The organism is Bacillus sp. LJBS17, assembly GCF_019334685.1.
GTDB classification, from domain to species: domain Bacteria; phylum Bacillota; class Bacilli; order Bacillales; family Bacillaceae; genus Bacillus; species Bacillus subtilis.
On record NZ_CP079759.1, the window covers coordinates 257,182 to 272,820 of the forward strand.

Annotated in this window: 18 protein-coding genes and 1 other annotated feature; of the genes, 16 read left to right on the forward strand and 2 right to left on the reverse strand. The window is 47.2% G+C overall.

Going from position 1 to position 15,639, the window contains the following annotated elements; genetic code table 11:
- Positions 1 to 32 precede the first annotated feature (32 nt).
- The 11 genes from gudP to KXZ66_RS01460 all read left to right on the forward strand — a co-directional run bounded on the left by gudP (position 33) and on the right by KXZ66_RS01460 (position 11,351).
- Positions 33 to 1,400, forward strand: a complete 1,368-nt coding sequence (gene gudP, locus KXZ66_RS01410) for a glucarate transporter GudP (RefSeq protein ID WP_014475680.1) — start codon at positions 33 to 35, stop codon at positions 1,398 to 1,400.
- Between the two features lie 36 nt (positions 1,401 to 1,436).
- Positions 1,437 to 2,804, forward strand: coding sequence for a glucarate dehydratase (gene gudD / locus KXZ66_RS01415; protein WP_219144764.1), 1,368 nt, complete (start codon positions 1,437 to 1,439; stop codon positions 2,802 to 2,804).
- Positions 2,805 to 2,873: 69 nt separating this feature from the next.
- Positions 2,874 to 3,575 carry a FadR/GntR family transcriptional regulator gene (locus KXZ66_RS01420; protein ID WP_003234813.1) on the forward strand — a complete coding sequence of 234 codons (702 nt, stop codon included), beginning with the start codon at positions 2,874 to 2,876 and terminating at the stop codon, positions 3,573 to 3,575.
- A 90-nt stretch (positions 3,576 to 3,665) separates the two neighbouring features.
- Positions 3,666 to 5,198: a galactarate dehydratase gene (gene garD / locus KXZ66_RS01425; protein ID WP_015715177.1), complete on the forward strand. Its 1,533-nt coding sequence runs from the start codon at positions 3,666 to 3,668 to the stop codon at positions 5,196 to 5,198.
- 276 nt (positions 5,199 to 5,474) lie between these two features.
- Positions 5,475 to 6,395 (forward strand): macrolide 2'-phosphotransferase MphK, encoded by a 921-nt coding sequence (mphK, locus tag KXZ66_RS01430; RefSeq protein ID WP_151870473.1) that lies wholly within the window; start codon positions 5,475 to 5,477, stop codon positions 6,393 to 6,395.
- 57 nt (positions 6,396 to 6,452) lie between these two features.
- Positions 6,453 to 6,700 (forward strand) — a binding site (T-box leader).
- Positions 6,701 to 6,796: 96 nt separating this feature from the next.
- Positions 6,797 to 6,958 (forward strand): anti-TRAP regulator, encoded by a 162-nt coding sequence (gene rtpA, locus KXZ66_RS01435; RefSeq protein ID WP_003234807.1) that lies wholly within the window; start codon positions 6,797 to 6,799, stop codon positions 6,956 to 6,958.
- Between the two features lie 20 nt (positions 6,959 to 6,978).
- Positions 6,979 to 7,917: a DMT family transporter gene (locus KXZ66_RS01440; protein ID WP_151870472.1), complete on the forward strand. Its 939-nt coding sequence runs from the start codon at positions 6,979 to 6,981 to the stop codon at positions 7,915 to 7,917.
- A gap of 96 nt (positions 7,918 to 8,013) precedes the next feature.
- Complete coding sequence (gene ycbL, locus KXZ66_RS01445; RefSeq protein ID WP_009966453.1) at positions 8,014 to 8,694, forward strand: two-component system response regulator YcbL; 681 nt, start codon at positions 8,014 to 8,016, stop codon at positions 8,692 to 8,694.
- Position 8,695: 1 nt separating this feature from the next.
- Positions 8,696 to 9,631 carry a two-component system sensor histidine kinase YcbM gene (ycbM, locus tag KXZ66_RS01450; RefSeq protein ID WP_049140292.1) on the forward strand — a complete coding sequence of 312 codons (936 nt, stop codon included), beginning with the start codon at positions 8,696 to 8,698 and terminating at the stop codon, positions 9,629 to 9,631.
- Between the two features lie 91 nt (positions 9,632 to 9,722).
- Positions 9,723 to 10,646, forward strand: coding sequence for an ABC transporter ATP-binding protein (locus KXZ66_RS01455; RefSeq protein ID WP_125121482.1), 924 nt, complete (start codon positions 9,723 to 9,725; stop codon positions 10,644 to 10,646).
- Between the two features lie 18 nt (positions 10,647 to 10,664).
- Complete coding sequence (locus KXZ66_RS01460; protein ID WP_080121049.1) at positions 10,665 to 11,351, forward strand: ABC transporter permease; 687 nt, start codon at positions 10,665 to 10,667, stop codon at positions 11,349 to 11,351.
- On the opposite strand, the gene KXZ66_RS01465 is transcribed toward KXZ66_RS01460, so the two are convergent.
- Positions 11,312 to 11,446, reverse strand: coding sequence for a hypothetical protein (locus tag KXZ66_RS01465; RefSeq protein WP_119122840.1), 135 nt, complete (start codon positions 11,444 to 11,446; stop codon positions 11,312 to 11,314). The two genes, KXZ66_RS01460 and KXZ66_RS01465, sit on opposite strands and share 40 nt — an antisense overlap.
- Positions 11,406 to 11,792 carry a YndM family protein gene (locus tag KXZ66_RS01470; RefSeq protein ID WP_003246313.1) on the reverse strand — a complete coding sequence of 129 codons (387 nt, stop codon included), beginning with the start codon at positions 11,790 to 11,792 and terminating at the stop codon, positions 11,406 to 11,408. The genes KXZ66_RS01465 and KXZ66_RS01470 overlap by 41 nt, the downstream gene beginning before the upstream one ends.
- Positions 11,793 to 12,105: 313 nt before the next feature.
- Here KXZ66_RS01470 and cwlJ point away from each other — a divergent pair, with 313 nt between their 5' ends.
- The 5 genes from cwlJ (at position 12,106) to tatAD (ending at position 15,622) form a co-directional block, all read left to right on the forward strand.
- A complete protein-coding gene (cwlJ, locus tag KXZ66_RS01475) occupies positions 12,106 to 12,534 on the forward strand; it encodes a cell wall hydrolase CwlJ (protein WP_015715185.1) in 429 nt (142 codons plus the stop codon).
- A gap of 105 nt (positions 12,535 to 12,639) precedes the next feature.
- On the forward strand, positions 12,640 to 13,371 hold the full coding sequence (locus KXZ66_RS01480) for a vWA domain-containing protein (RefSeq protein WP_031315684.1): 732 nt from the start codon (positions 12,640 to 12,642) through the stop codon (positions 13,369 to 13,371).
- A gap of 79 nt (positions 13,372 to 13,450) precedes the next feature.
- Entirely contained in the window at positions 13,451 to 13,627 is a 177-nt protein-coding gene (locus KXZ66_RS01485) for a hypothetical protein (RefSeq protein WP_003234785.1), read from the forward strand.
- An 18-nt stretch (positions 13,628 to 13,645) separates the two neighbouring features.
- Positions 13,646 to 15,397: an alkaline phosphatase PhoD gene (gene phoD / locus KXZ66_RS01490; protein WP_014475691.1), complete on the forward strand. Its 1,752-nt coding sequence runs from the start codon at positions 13,646 to 13,648 to the stop codon at positions 15,395 to 15,397.
- A gap of 12 nt (positions 15,398 to 15,409) precedes the next feature.
- On the forward strand, positions 15,410 to 15,622 hold the full coding sequence (gene tatAD, locus KXZ66_RS01495; protein WP_003223835.1) for a sec-independent protein translocase protein TatAD: 213 nt from the start codon (positions 15,410 to 15,412) through the stop codon (positions 15,620 to 15,622).
- Positions 15,623 to 15,639 lie beyond the last annotated feature (17 nt).

Below are 15,639 nucleotides of genomic sequence, written 5' to 3' on the forward strand. Positions count from 1 at the left end.
ATGATTCTCTACTTTGAAAAGGAGAAGATACTATGAAAAAAGACTTTGCGAATGTTACACCGGCGGGCAAAAAAACGTCCGTGCGCTGGTTCATCGTGTTTATGCTGTTTCTTGTGACCTCTATTAACTACGCGGATCGAGCGACGCTTTCCATCACCGGAGATTCCGTCCAGCACGATTTGGGATTGGACTCGGTCGCCATGGGATATGTCTTTTCTGCCTTTGGCTGGGCCTATGTCATCGGACAGCTTCCGGGCGGCTGGCTGCTGGACCGTTTTGGTTCAAAGACTATCATTGCGTTAAGCATCTTTTTCTGGTCGTTTTTTACGCTGCTGCAAGGGGCGATTGGCTTTTTCTCCGCCGGCACAGCGATTATCCTGCTATTTGCACTGCGTTTTCTGGTTGGTTTATCAGAAGCGCCTTCATTTCCCGGAAACGGCAGAGTTGTTGCCTCATGGTTTCCAAGCTCCGAGCGCGGGACAGCTTCAGCCTTTTTTAATTCAGCACAATACTTCGCAATCGTCATTTTTTCTCCTTTAATGGGCTGGCTTACCCACTCTTTCGGCTGGCATTCCGTTTTCGTTGTCATGGGTATTGCAGGCATTCTTCTGGCTGTCATCTGGCTAAAAACGGTGTATGAACCGAAAAAACATCCGAAGGTTAATGAAGCTGAGCTTGCGTACATCGAACAGGGCGGCGGGCTGATTTCCATGGATGACAGTAAAAGCAAACAAGAAACAGAATCGAAATGGCCGTATATCAAACAGCTGTTAACGAACCGCATGCTGATTGGCGTGTACATTGCGCAATACTGTATTACGACTCTCACCTATTTCTTTCTCACATGGTTTCCGGTATATTTGGTTCAGGCCCGCGGCATGTCTATTCTTGAAGCTGGGTTTGTCGCTTCCCTGCCGGCGCTGTGCGGATTTGCCGGCGGCGTCCTTGGGGGCATTGTGTCAGACATCTTGCTCAAAAAAGGCCGTTCACTGACCTTTGCAAGAAAAGTGCCAATCATTGCCGGCATGCTGCTGTCTTGCAGTATGATTGTCTGCAACTATACAGATTCAGCGTGGCTTGTCGTTGTTATTATGTCGCTCGCGTTTTTCGGAAAAGGCTTCGGCGCATTGGGTTGGGCTGTCGTGTCGGACACGTCTCCGAAAGAATGTGCAGGATTAAGCGGCGGTTTGTTCAACACTTTCGGCAATATTGCCTCGATTACAACACCGATTATTATCGGATACATTGTTAATGCCACTGGATCTTTTAATGGCGCGCTTGTGTTTGTCGGCGCTAACGCGATTGCGGCGATCCTCAGCTATTTGCTGCTGGTCGGGCCGATCAAACGGGTCGTGTTAAAGAAACAAGAACAAGACCCCGATCAATCGTTGCCTGTCTAATATTTATGAAAGCGCTTTATAAAGGGAGGAAAATGCATGAGTTCACCGATACAAGAGCAGGTTCAAAAAGAGAAAAGATCGAATATTCCCTCAATTACTGAAATGAAGGTGATTCCTGTTGCGGGACATGACAGCATGCTGCTGAATCTAAGCGGAGCGCACAGCCCGTTTTTTACCCGGAATATCGTAATCTTAACGGACAGCAGCGGAAATCAGGGAGTCGGCGAGGTGCCTGGCGGAGAGCATATTCGCCGCACACTGGAGCTTTCAGAGCCGCTTGTTGTCGGAAAATCTATCGGTGCGTACCAAGCGATATTGCAAACGGTCAGAAAGCAGTTTGGCGATCAGGACAGGGGAGGGCGAGGAAACCAGACGTTTGATTTGCGCACCACTGTGCACGCCGTCACCGCACTGGAAGCGGCTTTGTTAGATTTGCTTGGAAAGTTTCTTCAGGAACCGGTCGCGGCTTTGCTGGGCGAAGGGAAGCAGCGTGATGAAGTAAAAATGCTCGGCTACCTCTTTTATATCGGCGACCGAAAGCGGACGACCTTGCCGTATCAAAGCGATGAGCAGTCAGATTGTGCGTGGTTCCGTCTGCGCCATGAGGAAGCGCTGACGCCGGAGACCATTGTGCGTCTTGCCGAATCCGCACAGGAGCGCTATGGCTTTCAGGATTTCAAGTTGAAAGGCGGGGTGCTGCGGGGAGAAGAGGAAATCGAAGCTGTTACCGCATTATCGAAACGTTTTCCAGAGGCAAGGATCACTCTTGATCCGAACGGGGCATGGTCATTAGAGGAAGCTATTGCATTATGCAAAGGAAAGCAAGATGTGCTCGCGTATGCGGAAGATCCGTGCGGGGATGAGAATGGCTACTCCGCTCGTGAAGTAATGGCTGAATTCCGCCGCGCGACAGGGCTTCCGACTGCGACAAATATGATTGCGACTGACTGGCGGGAAATGGGTCACGCGATTCAGCTCCATGCGGTCGATATACCGCTGGCTGATCCGCATTTTTGGACGATGCAAGGGTCGGTGCGGGTTGCGCAAATGTGCCATGATTGGGGTTTGACATGGGGCTCGCACTCCAACAACCACTTTGATATTTCCCTTGCGATGTTTACCCATGTGGCAGCAGCGGCTCCGGGGCGGATCACGGCGATTGATACCCATTGGATCTGGCAGGACGGGCAGCGATTAACGAAACAGCCTTTTGAGATTTCTTCTGGCTGTGTCAAGGTGCCGGATAAGCCTGGACTAGGCGTCGATATTGATATGGAACAAGTGGAAAAAGCGCATGAGATCTATCGGAAAATGAATTTAGGCGCACGGAATGACGCGATCCCAATGCAGTTCCTGATCAGCAACTGGGAATTTGACCGGAAGCGCCCGTGTCTTGTGCGATAAGTTTGATTGTAAATATTGTCATATCCGCTATTTTGTCTTACAATTGAACAACTGAAGGGAGAGTTGTTCGTGTACGAAGGTTTAGAGGATTTGAAAGTCGATACAGTCAATCGGAAAACATTAGCCAAGCAGGTCATCGAACGGATTGTCCATTTATTATCGAGCGGACAGTTGAGGGCCGGAGACAAATTGCCGACAGAAATGGAACTGATGGACATTTTGCATGTCAGCAGGCCTGTGCTTCGGGAGGCACTCAGTTCACTTGAAACGCTGGGCGTCATTACGAGAAAAACACGAGGGGGCACATATTTCAACGATAAAATCGGCATGCAGCCGTTTTCCGTCATGCTTGCCTTGGCCACTGATAATCTTCCGGCTATCATTGAAGCGCGGATGGCGCTAGAACTCGGACTCGTGACAATTGCCGCGGAAAAAATCAATGAGGAAGAGCTTCAGCGTTTGCAGAAGACGATCGACGATATTGCCAACAGCACTGACAATCTTTATGGTGAAGCGGATAAAGAGTTCCATCGAATTATTGCGTTAAGCGCCAATAACCCCGTCGTTGAAGGGATGATTCAGTCCCTGCTGATCACCCATGCGAAAATTGACAGCCAAATTCCGTACAGGGAGAGAGATGTAACGGTCGAATATCACAAAAAAATCTACGACGCCCTTGCCAAAAGAGATCCGTACAAAGCACATTACCACATGTATGAGCATCTGAAATTTGTCCGTGACAAAATTCTAAAAGGAATGGATGAAAAATAATGGTGAGCAACCGCAGTTGAAACGTAAGAGCTGCGGTTTTTTTAAACCAATTTAGAAAACGCTTACTAAAATATGAGGAGTGATTTTCATATGGCGATGAACCTCAGGAAGAACCAAGCCCCCCTTTACATCAAAGTGCATGAAATAGATAACACCGCGATTATTGTAAATGATGGAGGACTGCCAAAGGGCACTGTTTTCTCATGCGGGCTCGTACTTGAAGAGGATGTTCCTCAAGGCCATAAGGTGGCCCTCACCGATCTCAATCAAGGGGACGAGATCGTGCGTTACGGAGAGGTGATCGGATTTGCTGATGAGACGATCAAACGCGGGAGCTGGATACGGGAAGACCTCGTGAGAATGCCCGCTCCTCCGGCGTTAGACGATCTTCCTCTTGCAAATAGAGTGCCGCAGCCGCGGCCGTCTCTTGAAGGCTATACGTTTGAAGGATATCGAAATGCGGATGGCAGTACGGGGACAAAAAATATTCTCGGCATCACGACAAGTGTTCAATGTGTTGTTGGCGTTTTGGATTATGCAGTCAAACGAATAAAAGAAGAGCTGCTGCCGAAATACCCAAATGTCGATGACGTTGTGCCGCTGCATCATCAATACGGATGCGGCGTGGCGATCAATGCGCCCGACGCTGTCATTCCGATCCGCACGATTCAAAATCTTGCGAAGCATCCGAACTTCGGCGGAGAAGTAATGGTAATCGGATTGGGATGTGAAAAGCTCCTCCCGGAAAGAATTGCCTCCGAAAATGGTGATGACATTCTATCGCTCCAGGATCACCGAGGTTTTGCGGCGATGATTCAATCCATTTTGGAAATGGCGGAGGAACGGTTAATCAGGCTGAACAGCAGAACCCGGGTGTCATGCCCTGTTTCGGATCTGGTTATCGGCCTGCAATGCGGCGGCAGTGATGCGTTTTCCGGCGTGACGGCAAACCCTGCCGTGGGGTATGCGGCTGATTTATTGGTTCGCGCAGGTGCAACGGTTTTGTTTTCTGAAGTGACAGAGGTGCGGGATGCCATTCATTTATTAACGCCGCGGGCTGTCAGTGAAGAGGTCGGACAATCGCTGATCAAAGAGATGAAGTGGTATGACAGCTATCTTCGGCGGGGAGACGCAGACCGTAGCGCAAACCCGTCACCAGGCAATAAAAAAGGCGGATTATCCAATGTGGTGGAAAAAGCGTTAGGCTCGGTAGCGAAATCAGGCACAAGCCCCATCTCCGGCGTGCTCGGCCCTGGTGAAAGAGCAAAGCAAAAAGGCCTGCTGTTCGCGGCGACACCGGCAAGCGATTTTGTGTGCGGCACCCTGCAGCTGGCTGCGGGCATGAATTTGCAGGTGTTTACGACAGGGAGAGGAACACCATATGGCCTGGCTGCTGCGCCGGTTCTGAAAGTATCGACTCGGCATTCCTTATCAGAGCATTGGGCTGATTTAATCGATATCAATGCCGGCCGAATCGCGACAGGAGAGGCCAGTATCGAAGACGTAGGCTGGGAAATCTTCAGGACGATTTTGGATGTGGCAAGCGGCCGCAAACAAACGTGGGCAGACCGTTGGGGTCTCCATAATGATTTGTGCTTGTTTAATCCTGCTCCAGTGACTTGATTCATGTTTTTATAGCGGAAAGATGGAATATGCTGTAAAATGAAAATCAGCGTATAGGAAACGGAGGGGTTACAGCATGGCATTCATTAGATTCCGAGTGACACGAATTCAATAGTGAACAACTCTCGCCTGAATGCGAGAGAATCGGGATGAATCCGCCTATGTATGAGCCCTTACATGATTATCAAAAAAGAGGGTGGCGTGCCTGCCCTTTTTTGTGCCTTCAAGCATCCCTTCTCTCTACTGCAGGCCGGAGCATGAGAAAGGGGAAATGGGATGACAAACCTTAACGAAAAACAGCTTATCACTGAGATTGTCGGGCTTGCACGCAGCCAAGGTTTGACGGTTCATTCTGAGAACGCGCAATTGAATGAAACCGGAATGGACTTTCAAGTTGTATTTGCCAAGGACGACACAGGTATGCCATGGGTGCTGCGAAAACCGCGGCGAAGTGATGTTGTGGAAAGAGCATCTGCAGAAGGCATAACGCTTGCCTTTCTCCGCGCGAATCTGACTGCTGATGTGCCGGATTGGAGAATTCATACACCGGAATTGATCGCTTACCCAATGTTAAAAGGAACGCCGGCTGCTGGAATTGACTTGGAACAAAAGCAATATGTATGGAATATGGATCATCAGCCGCCGTCAGACGACTTTGTCCGCACACTTGCCGACATACTGGCTGAATTACATGGCACGGATCAAATATCTGCTGGGCAATCCGGAATAGAAGTGATAAGGCCAGAAGATTTCAGGCAAATGACAGCAGACTCTATGGTTGATGTGAAGAATAAGCTTGGCGTATCTACGACGCTTTGGGAAAGATGGCAAAAGTGGATAAATGATGATGCATACTGGCCGGGTTTCTCTTCTTTGATACACGGCGATCTCCACCCGCCGCATATCCTTATCGATCAAAATGGACGTGTCACAGGACTTCTGGATTGGACAGAAGCGAAGGTTGCTGACCCAGCCAAGGATTTTGTTCTTTATCAAACCATTTTCGGAGAAAAAGAAACTGCCCGTTTGCTTGAATACTATGATCAAGCAGGCGGCCGAATATGGGCAAAAATGCAGGAACACATTTCAGAGATGCAGGCGGCGTATCCGGTGGAAATCGCCAAGCTAGCTCTGCAAACACAGCAGGAGGAACACATCAATATGGCGCTGGAAGCACTTGGTGTAAAACCGGGTTAACCAATTGACTTCATTTCAAGAACCAAGTATTATAAACTTTACAAATAATAGAACGGATCAACAATCGTGAGGAAGAGTAAGTACGCATCAGAATGGAGGTTCAGAGAGTCGGTGGCAGGTGTGAACCGATCCTCCCCTGATGTCGAATGGGCTTCTGAATTGCTTTGCTGAACGGATAGTAGGCGATGCCGGGTTTCTCTCCCCGTTACCAAGAGAGGAGTATCGAAACATAGGTTTTCTGTACTTAGAGTGAACGGCTGTATAGCTGTTAATAAAGGTGGTACCGCGAGACCCTCGTCCTTTGCATAGGACGGGGGTTTTTGTGTTTCTTAAAGGAGGTGACGGCCAATGGATGATGGCTGGTGGTGGCATAGCAGATGAGTTAGAAAGGAGGATATCAAATGGTCATTGCAACTGATGATCTTGAGGTCGCATGTCCTAAATGTGAAAGAGCGGGAGAAATCGAAGGAACACCTTGCCCGGCCTGCAGCGGAAAAGGTGTTATTCTGACTGCTCAAGGATATACGCTTCTGGATTTTATCCAAAAGCATTTGAATAAGTAAAGGAGAAAAGCTGAGCTGAGATGAGAGCAGAAGAGCAGAGTAAGATTCGTGAGGCCGCAGCAGGTACGATTTTTTTGCTGATCGGAACAGTTTGTTTTGCGTCTAAATCGATTTGGATAAAATGGGCATACCAAATGGGTGCTGAGCCAGATGCCGTGCTGCTATACAGGCAGCTGCTGGCTGTTCCGCTATTTTGGCTGATTTTTTTAATATACCGACCTCCAATGCCAGACGGTAAGAAAAAAGGAGACCTATGGAAGGCTTGTGGCGCGGGAGTGTTTTGTTTTTTTCTGTCTCCCTTGCTTGATTTTATCGGGCTGAACCATGTATCCGCAATGGTTGAACGTATATTGCTGATGAGCTATCCGTTGTTTGTGTTTGGATTCACCGCGTGTCGTGACCGGAAAATGTCTTCAATTCAGGACCTTTTCGCAGTTCTGGCAGTCATGTTTGGGCTTTTCTTGGCGCTGGGCGGCTGGAATGCTGAGCTTTTTCAGGCGAATATGATTGGAGCTGTATTCATTTTGTTATCTTCGGCCGTCTATGCTGGTTATCTTGTCCTTTCCGGGCATCTCGTCCATCAAATCGGGGGGATCCGTCTCAATGCATACGGGATGACAGCTGCTGGAGCTGCCATGATGCTTTACACAGGGATAAAATCGGCGGCTGGCATGAATACGCCAATGGCAGCATATCCGCTTTCTATGTATGGTTTGTTCGCGGTAATTGCAGTCGTAACCACTGTGATTCCATTTGTGCTAATGCTTGAGGGCATAAGACGAATCGGGGCACAGCGAGCCGCCGCCATTTCAATGGCAGGGCCTGTCCTGACGATTTTCTATGGAGCTTTATTTCTCGGTGAACGGCTTCGGCTTATTCAAGTCATTGGATGCACTGCTGTATTCTTTGTCATTACGGGCATAGAATACATGAAGCTGAAAACAGGAAAAAAAGAATAATTTTTATAAAACACACACGTTTTTCAATTACAATAAGTGTAATTACGTGTGTGTTTTTTGATTTTGTAAAGGTTAGGTGAGAAGATGCAGCGCATATTGCTTGTAGAAGACGACCACTCAATCAGTGAAATGGTGGATCATTATTTAACAAAAGAAGGCTTTGGAATTGTGCATGCCTTCGACGGAGAAGAGGGCATCCGGCTGTTTCAGCAGGGTTCATACGATTTGGTCCTCCTTGATATCATGCTCCCGAAGCTGAACGGAATGGATTTTCTGAAAATCATCCGGGAAAAAAGCAATATACCGGTCTTAATGATTTCGGCAAAAGACGGAGATGTAGACAAGGCATTGGGACTGGGCTTTGGGGCGGACGATTATATCGCCAAACCGTTTTCGATGATTGAGCTGACAGCCAGAGTAAAAGCCGCGATACGGCGGGCGACGCAATATTCGGCAGAGGAGCCGGCTGTGAATAAGGTGATCCGGATTCACCAGCTTGCGATAGATATAGACAATGTTTCCGTTTTGAAAAACGGAGAACCGCTCCAGCTGACGTCAACAGAATGGCAGCTGCTGTGCTTATTCGCATCAAATCCTAAAAAAGTGTTTACGAAAGAACAAATCTACCGTTCGGTTTGGAATGAAGAGTACTTTGATGATCAGAACATCATTAACGTACATATGCGGCGGCTCAGAGAAAAGATTGAGGATGACCCCTCCTCCCCTCAATATATTAAAACGCTATGGGGCATCGGTTATAAATTAGGAGAGTTTTAGAATGACAGTGCTATGGGTGGCAGCTGTCATCGCTCTGGCGTGTCTGAATGTGATTCAATTCATAATGAAAAAGAAGCGGGACGGGAATCTGGCTTACACGGCTGACCAGCTTAGCTACATGCTCAGCCGGGATTCGGCAGGACAAATTTTGCTTCCTACAGACGATCATGTGCTCAAAGACTTGCTTGTTAACATCAATCTTTTCCTTGAGAATCGTCAGCAAATCAGTGCCCGGTTTGCGAAAACAGAGCAATCCATGAAGCGGATGCTGACCAATATGTCGCACGACCTGAAAACGCCGTTAACGGTCATTCTCGGTTATATCGAAGCCATTCAAAGTGACCCGAACATGCCGGACGAAGAGCGGGAAAGATTGCTGGAGAAGCTCCGCCAGAAAACAAATGAACTTATTCAGATGATCAATTCCTTTTTTGATTTAGCGAAATTAGAATCTGAAGATAAAGAGATCCCGATCACCAAAGTACATATGAACGACATATGCAAACGAAATATCCTGCACTATTATGACGCTGTTCAGTCAAAAGGCTTTCAAGCAGCCATCGATATCCCCGATACGCCGGTGTATGCGCAGGCGAATGAAGAGGCTCTGGACAGAATCCTGCAAAACCTATTGTCCAATGCGATTCAATATGGCGCGGCCGGCAAGTTAATCGGGCTGACGCTGTCTTATGATGAGAGGAACATCGCCATCACCGTATGGGATCGCGGAAAAGGGATTAGTGAAACCGATCAGCAGCGGGTGTTTGAGAGGCTGTATACACTTGAAGAATCCAGAAATAAAGCATTTCAAGGAAGCGGACTGGGTTTAACCATCACAAAACGGCTTACAGAAAAAATGGGAGGCATCATATCCGTCCAAAGCAAGCCGTACGAACGGACTGCATTTACGATCACATTGAAACGCATGACATATTAATCGTAAGAATTTCTTAAGGTTTGAGAAATAAAAATGACAGGGCTCGCCGCTACAATAGAAAACAGGAAAAGAGAGGGAAGGAGAAACAAAGTTGACTTATATCGTACAAACAAACGGGCTGACCAAAACGTATCAGGGCATAGAGGTCGTATCCAATGTCAGCATGCATATTAAAAAAGGTGAAATCTATGGCTTTCTCGGCCCGAACGGCGCGGGGAAAACAACCATCATGAAAATGCTGACGAGCCTTGTCAAACCGACAAGCGGTGAAATCATCATTCTTGGGAACAAGTTCACCCACACGTCATATGAGGTGCTGGGGAACATCGGCAGCATGATTGAATATCCGATTTTTTATGAAAACCTGACAGCTGAAGAAAATTTAGATCTGCATTGTGAATATATGGGATACCACAATAAAAAAGCCATACAAGAAGTGCTGGATATGGTGAATTTAAAACAAATCGACAAAAAACCCGTCAAAACCTTTTCCCTCGGGATGAAGCAGCGCCTTGGAATTGCGCGTGCCATCCTTACAAAGCCGGATCTGCTTATTCTGGATGAGCCGGTGAATGGGCTTGACCCTCTCGGCATTAAAAAAATCAGGCAATTGTTTCAAGTGCTGAGCAAAGAGTACGGGATGACACTGCTGATCTCAAGCCACCTGCTGGGTGAAATCGAACAAATCGCGGACACAATCGGCGTCATTCGGGACGGCAGGCTGCTTGAAGAGGTATCAATGGAGGATGTCAGGGGCCAGAACACTGAATACATCGAGCTTGTTACATCGAATCAGACAAGGGCCTGCTTTGTGCTGGAGAAAGAGCTGCAATTAACCAACTTTAAAATATTAAATGAGAAAACGATTCGAATTTACGAGGCTGAAGCCTCTCAGGCTGCTATATCCAAAGCGCTGATTTTAAATGATGTAGACATTGAATCATTGAACAAAAAGTATACGTCGCTGGAGGATTATTTTATCAAATTGATCAACGGCAATAGCATCAGTGCGTAAAGGAGGAGAGACACGTTGATGAATTTGATCAGAATCGAATTAAGAAAAATGAAAATGGGCTGGTATATCAGAGGTGCCCTTATTGCCAACGTGATCATTATGGGTTTTATGTGGCTGATCAGTTATTCCGAAAAAGCCGATGGTGGGGTTTCGTTCCAAAGTACGGATGAAGCATTCCTCATCATCGGCACCTTCGTCAGAGCGGTATTTATCGTATTTGGCGCTGTGCTGATCGTAAAATTGGTGATTTCGGAATATAAAAACAAAACCATTCTTGTGATGTTCACGTACCCGATCAGCCGTAAAAAGCTGCTCACCGCTAAGCTCATGATCGCGGGCGGACTGACGTTTATCACGATTTTACTTTCAAATATACTCATAGCCGCCGGTTTCTTTTGGCTGAACTCGATCTACCATTTCATACCGGGAGAGCTTACTTCCGAGATCATTTCTCAACAGGCGGTCAAAATGGCGGTTTTCGCTTTTGGCGCCGCTGGAACCAGTTTAGTTCCCATCTTTTTTGGGATGCGTAGACACTCGGTTCCGGCGACCATCATTTCATCTGTAGTAATTGTGATGCTCATCAGCTCAACAAGTCCGGGCTTCTCGATTTCATCTGTTGTGTATATCCCGTTATCGTTAGCGGCATTCGGATTGTTCTTTTCCTACATGGCGATCAGGAATGCGGACAAGCAGGATGCGTAAACAAAGGCGCCCAATATGTATAAAAGGCCGATGCTGTCAGCACCGGCCTTTCCATTATGAGTCTGTTCTTGTTTCAAGATAATGCTTCTTGCCAATCTCTTTGCTCATCATATAGAAATGGAAGCAATATTCACCGATTGCCATGACAATCGCGCCGAATAAAGCCGCCAATGCAACTTCACCGCCAGTCATCCCCATAGAAAGCGGCATGCCCATCAGCCAGATCACGAGAAAGGCCAAACCAAAATCAGCCAAAGTTGCAATCATATTATTCCATTTCGGCAATACATAAAGATCGCCCAGTAAATAAGAAATAACCCCTAACACAATCGTCATTAGCAGCGTATCACCAAACGTGAACCCAAAGCCCAGACCAAGCACCAGATACAACACAATAATCGTCATAATACCTTTAATAGCGAGCGCTTTCACATGTGTCATTACAATTCCTCCTTTTGTCATTTGATTTGTTATGTATAATTCCTCAAATGTAAAAAGTTAAACCTTATTTTTTTTCGGAGGCGGGTGCAAATCTGCTGGGGAGGGGTCAATGATGTGAATCCAGGAATTGAGGCTGCGGCGCTTCGACAGCGGAAATGTGAAGCTTGTACTGCACCGGACGCTGCTTTGATGCCCAACAGCCCATTATGTTTGCTGTTTTTAGATGAATAAATTTAAAAACTTCTCCTGTCCCTCCGTCATCACTTCTGAAGTAATGAAATATGATGAAAAGAGATCAAGGGGAGGTGACGTGATGGCGGTCGTGAGAGCAACGAGTGCGGATGTCGATTTGATGGCAAGGCTGCTCAGAGCGGAAGCGGAAGGTGAAGGCAAGCAGGGGATGCTGCTTGTCGGCAACGTTGGAATTAATCGGCTGCGGGCGAATTGCTCAGATTTTAAAGGCCTCCGCACCATCAGGCAGATGATTTATCAGCCACACGCGTTTGAGGCTGTGACTCATGGATATTTTTATCAAAGAGCGCGGGATAGCGAGCGTGCCCTTGCACGCCGGTCGATTAATGGTGAAAGGCGCTGGCCTGCAAAATTTAGTTTATGGTATTTCAGGCCGGAGGGGGACTGTCCAGCCCAGTGGTATAACCAGCCGTTTGTGGCCAGATTTAAGTCACACTGCTTTTATCAGCCGACGGCGGAGACGTGTGAAAATGTATATAACACATTTTAGAGACAGGACACCGTTCAAGTTGAACGGTGTTTTTCTTTGAAAAGATGCAATGGAAAATATTCCTGTGAGATAATCGAAGAAAAAAGAGCTGACGGAGATGACAGAATGGCAACAATTGACCTGCAAAAGAAAAGTGTAAAGATCGTACTGGAGAAAAAGCAGTTAACGAAGGTGACGGCTCGTGTCGGACTGGTTCTTGATATTACGGGATCGATGAGACCGCTCTACAAAAACGGGACGGTTCAAAATGTGGTGGAGCGGATTTTGGCAGTGGCTGATCAGTTTGATGATAACGGTTTGCTGGATGTATGGGTGTATGATAATGAATTTTCCCGATTAAAGCCAGTTTCAGAAAAGGATTTTTCGGGCTATGTCGATCGTGAAATTTTAAATAATGACCGCTTGCATAAATTCGGCAGAAATGATGAGCCGCCAGTCATGAAGGACGTGCTGCGCAAATATGTTGCGGAGGAACCGAGCTCGTATCCTGCTTTCATTGTTTTTATCAATGATGGGGGCTGTAAAAAGTCAATCAAACCGATAATTGAAGCTTCTTCTGATAAACCGGTGTTCTGGCAGTTTGTCGGCATCGGAAACGGAAACTTTGATTTTCTCAATAAACTGGATACGTTAGAAGGGCGTGTCATTGATAACACGAATTTCCTGCATATCGAAGAGATTGACCGCATTTCTGATGATGAGCTTTATGATGCTCTGCTTGCTGAATTTCCATTTTGGCTGAAAGAAGCGAAGGAAAAAGGGATTGTAAGAGAACAAGAGCCTCCTGCTGAAAAGCCGAAAAAGAAGGGCTTTTTCAGCAGATTGTTTTCGAAATAACTGATAAGGCACTGAGCCATTCTGCGAAATGGCTCGGTGTTTTTGTTTTTTTAAGATCATGTGAAGAAAAATAGTCCGAATGGGCGGCTTGCAAACGACAGGATATGCAGAAAACGCGTCATTCAGCCAGCTTTCGGCATGTTTCAGCGGCAGGCTTGTGAGGGAAGACCTGTTTTTAATGTTCAGCGCTTACAATCGGTTCACACTTCTTCACAGTCGTTTAACAATGATTTCCTATAATGGAGACGATCAATGAGGAGAGAGGGGATCTTGAATGGCATACGACAGTCGTTTTGATGAATGGGTACAGAAACTGAAAGAGGAAAGCTTTCAAAACAATACGTTTGACCGCCGTAAATTTATTCAAGGAGCGGGGAAGATTGCAGGACTTTCTCTTGGATTAACGATTGCCCAGTCGGTTGGGGCCTTTGAAGTAAATGCTGCGCCTAAATTCTCAAGCTATCCGTTTACATTAGGGGTAGCGTCAGGTGATCCGCTTTCTGACAGTGTCGTGCTTTGGACGCGCCTGGCACCAGATCCGCTGAACGGCGGAGGAATGCCGAAGCAAGCGGTGCCTGTCAAATGGGAGGTCGCAAAGGATGAGCATTTCCGCAAAATCGTAAGAAAAGGCACTGAAATGGCTAAACCGAGTCTTGCCCATTCCGTTCATGTGGAAGCGGACGGGCTTGAGCCAAACAAAGTGTACTATTACCGTTTCAAAACCGGCCATGAACTAAGCCCTGTCGGAAAAACAAAAACACTGCCTGCCCCTGGCGCCAATGTGCCGCAAATGACCTTTGCATTTGCTTCCTGCCAGCAATATGAGCACGGATATTATACGGCCTACAAGCATATGGCGAAGGAAAAGCTTGATCTTGTCTTCCATCTCGGTGATTACATATATGAATACGGCCCAAATGAATATGTATCAAAAACAGGCAATGTCCGCACGCACAACAGCGCGGAAATCATTACGCTGCAAGACTATCGGAACCGTCACGCTCAATACCGTTCTGACGCCAATCTTAAAGCTGCACATGCGGCATTCCCTTGGGTTGTAACTTGGGATGACCATGAAGTTGAAAACAACTATGCCAATAAAATACCTGAAAAAGGACAGTCGGTTGAAGCATTCGTGCTCCGCCGCGCGGCAGCATACCAGGCATACTATGAACATATGCCGCTCCGCATTTCCTCTTTGCCGAATGGCCCAGATATGCAGCTGTACCGGCACTTTACGTACGGAAACCTGGCGTCCTTCAATGTGCTTGATACCCGCCAGTACAGGGACGACCAAGCCAATAACGACGGCAATAAGCCGCCTTCTGATGAATCGCGCAATCCGAATCGGACCCTGCTTGGAAAAGAACAGGAGCAGTGGCTCTTCAACAATTTGGGCAGTTCGACAGCCCACTGGAATGTGCTGGCGCAGCAGATTTTCTTTGCCAAGTGGAATTTCGGGACAAGCGCAAGCCCGATCTACAGCATGGATTCGTGGGACGGCTACCCGGCTCAGCGCGAACGGGTTATCAATTTCATTAAAAGCAAAAATCTGAATAATGTTGTCGTACTGACAGGTGATGTACACGCAAGCTGGGCATCGAACTTGCATGTCGATTTCGAGAAGACAAGTTCAAAAATATTCGGAGCCGAATTTGTCGGAACCTCGATCACTTCCGGAGGGAACGGCGCCGATAAGCGAGCGGATACGGACCAAATTTTAAAAGAAAATCCGCACATCAAGTTCTTTAACGACTATCGCGGATATGTCCGCTGTACAGTGACGCCTCACCAGTGGAAAGCCGATTATCGGGTGATGCCGTTTGTGACCGAGCCGGGCGCAGCCATTTCCACGAGGGCTTCATTCGTTTACCAGAAAGATCAAACTGGGTTGAGAAAGGTATCATCCACAACAATCCAAGGCGGGGTGAAGCAATCCGATGAGGTCGAAGAGGATCGTTTCTTTGCGCACAACAAAGCCCACGAAAAACAAATGATTAAGAAGCGGGCAAAAATCACGAATTAAGGAGTGGAAATTATGTTTTCAAACATTGGAATACCGGGCTTGATTCTGATCTTTGTCATCGCCCTCATTATTTTTGGCCCTTCCAAGCTGCCGGAAATCGGGCGTGCTGCCGGACGGACACTGCTGGAATTTAAAAGCGCCACAAAATCACTTGTGTCTGGTGATGAAAAAGAAGAGAAATCAGCTGAGCTGACAGCGGTAAAGCAGGACAAAAACGCGGGCTGAATGCTGATGAGGCAGAC

What these genes read in the sequence shown, in the direction of transcription:
- gudP (WP_014475680.1), top strand. Translation starts at nt 33, where the DNA reads ATGAAAAAAGACTTTGCGAATGTTACACCGGCGGGCAAAAAAACGTCC.
- gudD (WP_219144764.1), top strand. Translation starts at nt 1,437, where the DNA reads ATGAGTTCACCGATACAAGAGCAGGTTCAAAAAGAGAAAAGATCGAAT.
- garD (WP_015715177.1), top strand. Translation starts at nt 3,666, where the DNA reads ATGGCGATGAACCTCAGGAAGAACCAAGCCCCCCTTTACATCAAAGTG.
- mphK (WP_151870473.1), top strand. Translation starts at nt 5,475, where the DNA reads ATGACAAACCTTAACGAAAAACAGCTTATCACTGAGATTGTCGGGCTT.
- rtpA (WP_003234807.1), top strand. Translation starts at nt 6,797, where the DNA reads ATGGTCATTGCAACTGATGATCTTGAGGTCGCATGTCCTAAATGTGAA.
- KXZ66_RS01440 (WP_151870472.1), top strand. Translation starts at nt 6,979, where the DNA reads ATGAGAGCAGAAGAGCAGAGTAAGATTCGTGAGGCCGCAGCAGGTACG.
- ycbM (WP_049140292.1), top strand. Translation starts at nt 8,696, where the DNA reads ATGACAGTGCTATGGGTGGCAGCTGTCATCGCTCTGGCGTGTCTGAAT.
- KXZ66_RS01460 (WP_080121049.1), top strand. Translation starts at nt 10,665, where the DNA reads ATGAATTTGATCAGAATCGAATTAAGAAAAATGAAAATGGGCTGGTAT.
- KXZ66_RS01470 (WP_003246313.1), bottom strand. Translation starts at nt 11,792, where the DNA reads ATGACACATGTGAAAGCGCTCGCTATTAAAGGTATTATGACGATTATT.
- cwlJ (WP_015715185.1), top strand. Translation starts at nt 12,106, where the DNA reads ATGGCGGTCGTGAGAGCAACGAGTGCGGATGTCGATTTGATGGCAAGG.
- KXZ66_RS01480 (WP_031315684.1), top strand. Translation starts at nt 12,640, where the DNA reads ATGGCAACAATTGACCTGCAAAAGAAAAGTGTAAAGATCGTACTGGAG.
- KXZ66_RS01485 (WP_003234785.1), top strand. Translation starts at nt 13,451, where the DNA reads ATGGGCGGCTTGCAAACGACAGGATATGCAGAAAACGCGTCATTCAGC.
- phoD (WP_014475691.1), top strand. Translation starts at nt 13,646, where the DNA reads ATGGCATACGACAGTCGTTTTGATGAATGGGTACAGAAACTGAAAGAG.
- tatAD (WP_003223835.1), top strand. Translation starts at nt 15,410, where the DNA reads ATGTTTTCAAACATTGGAATACCGGGCTTGATTCTGATCTTTGTCATC.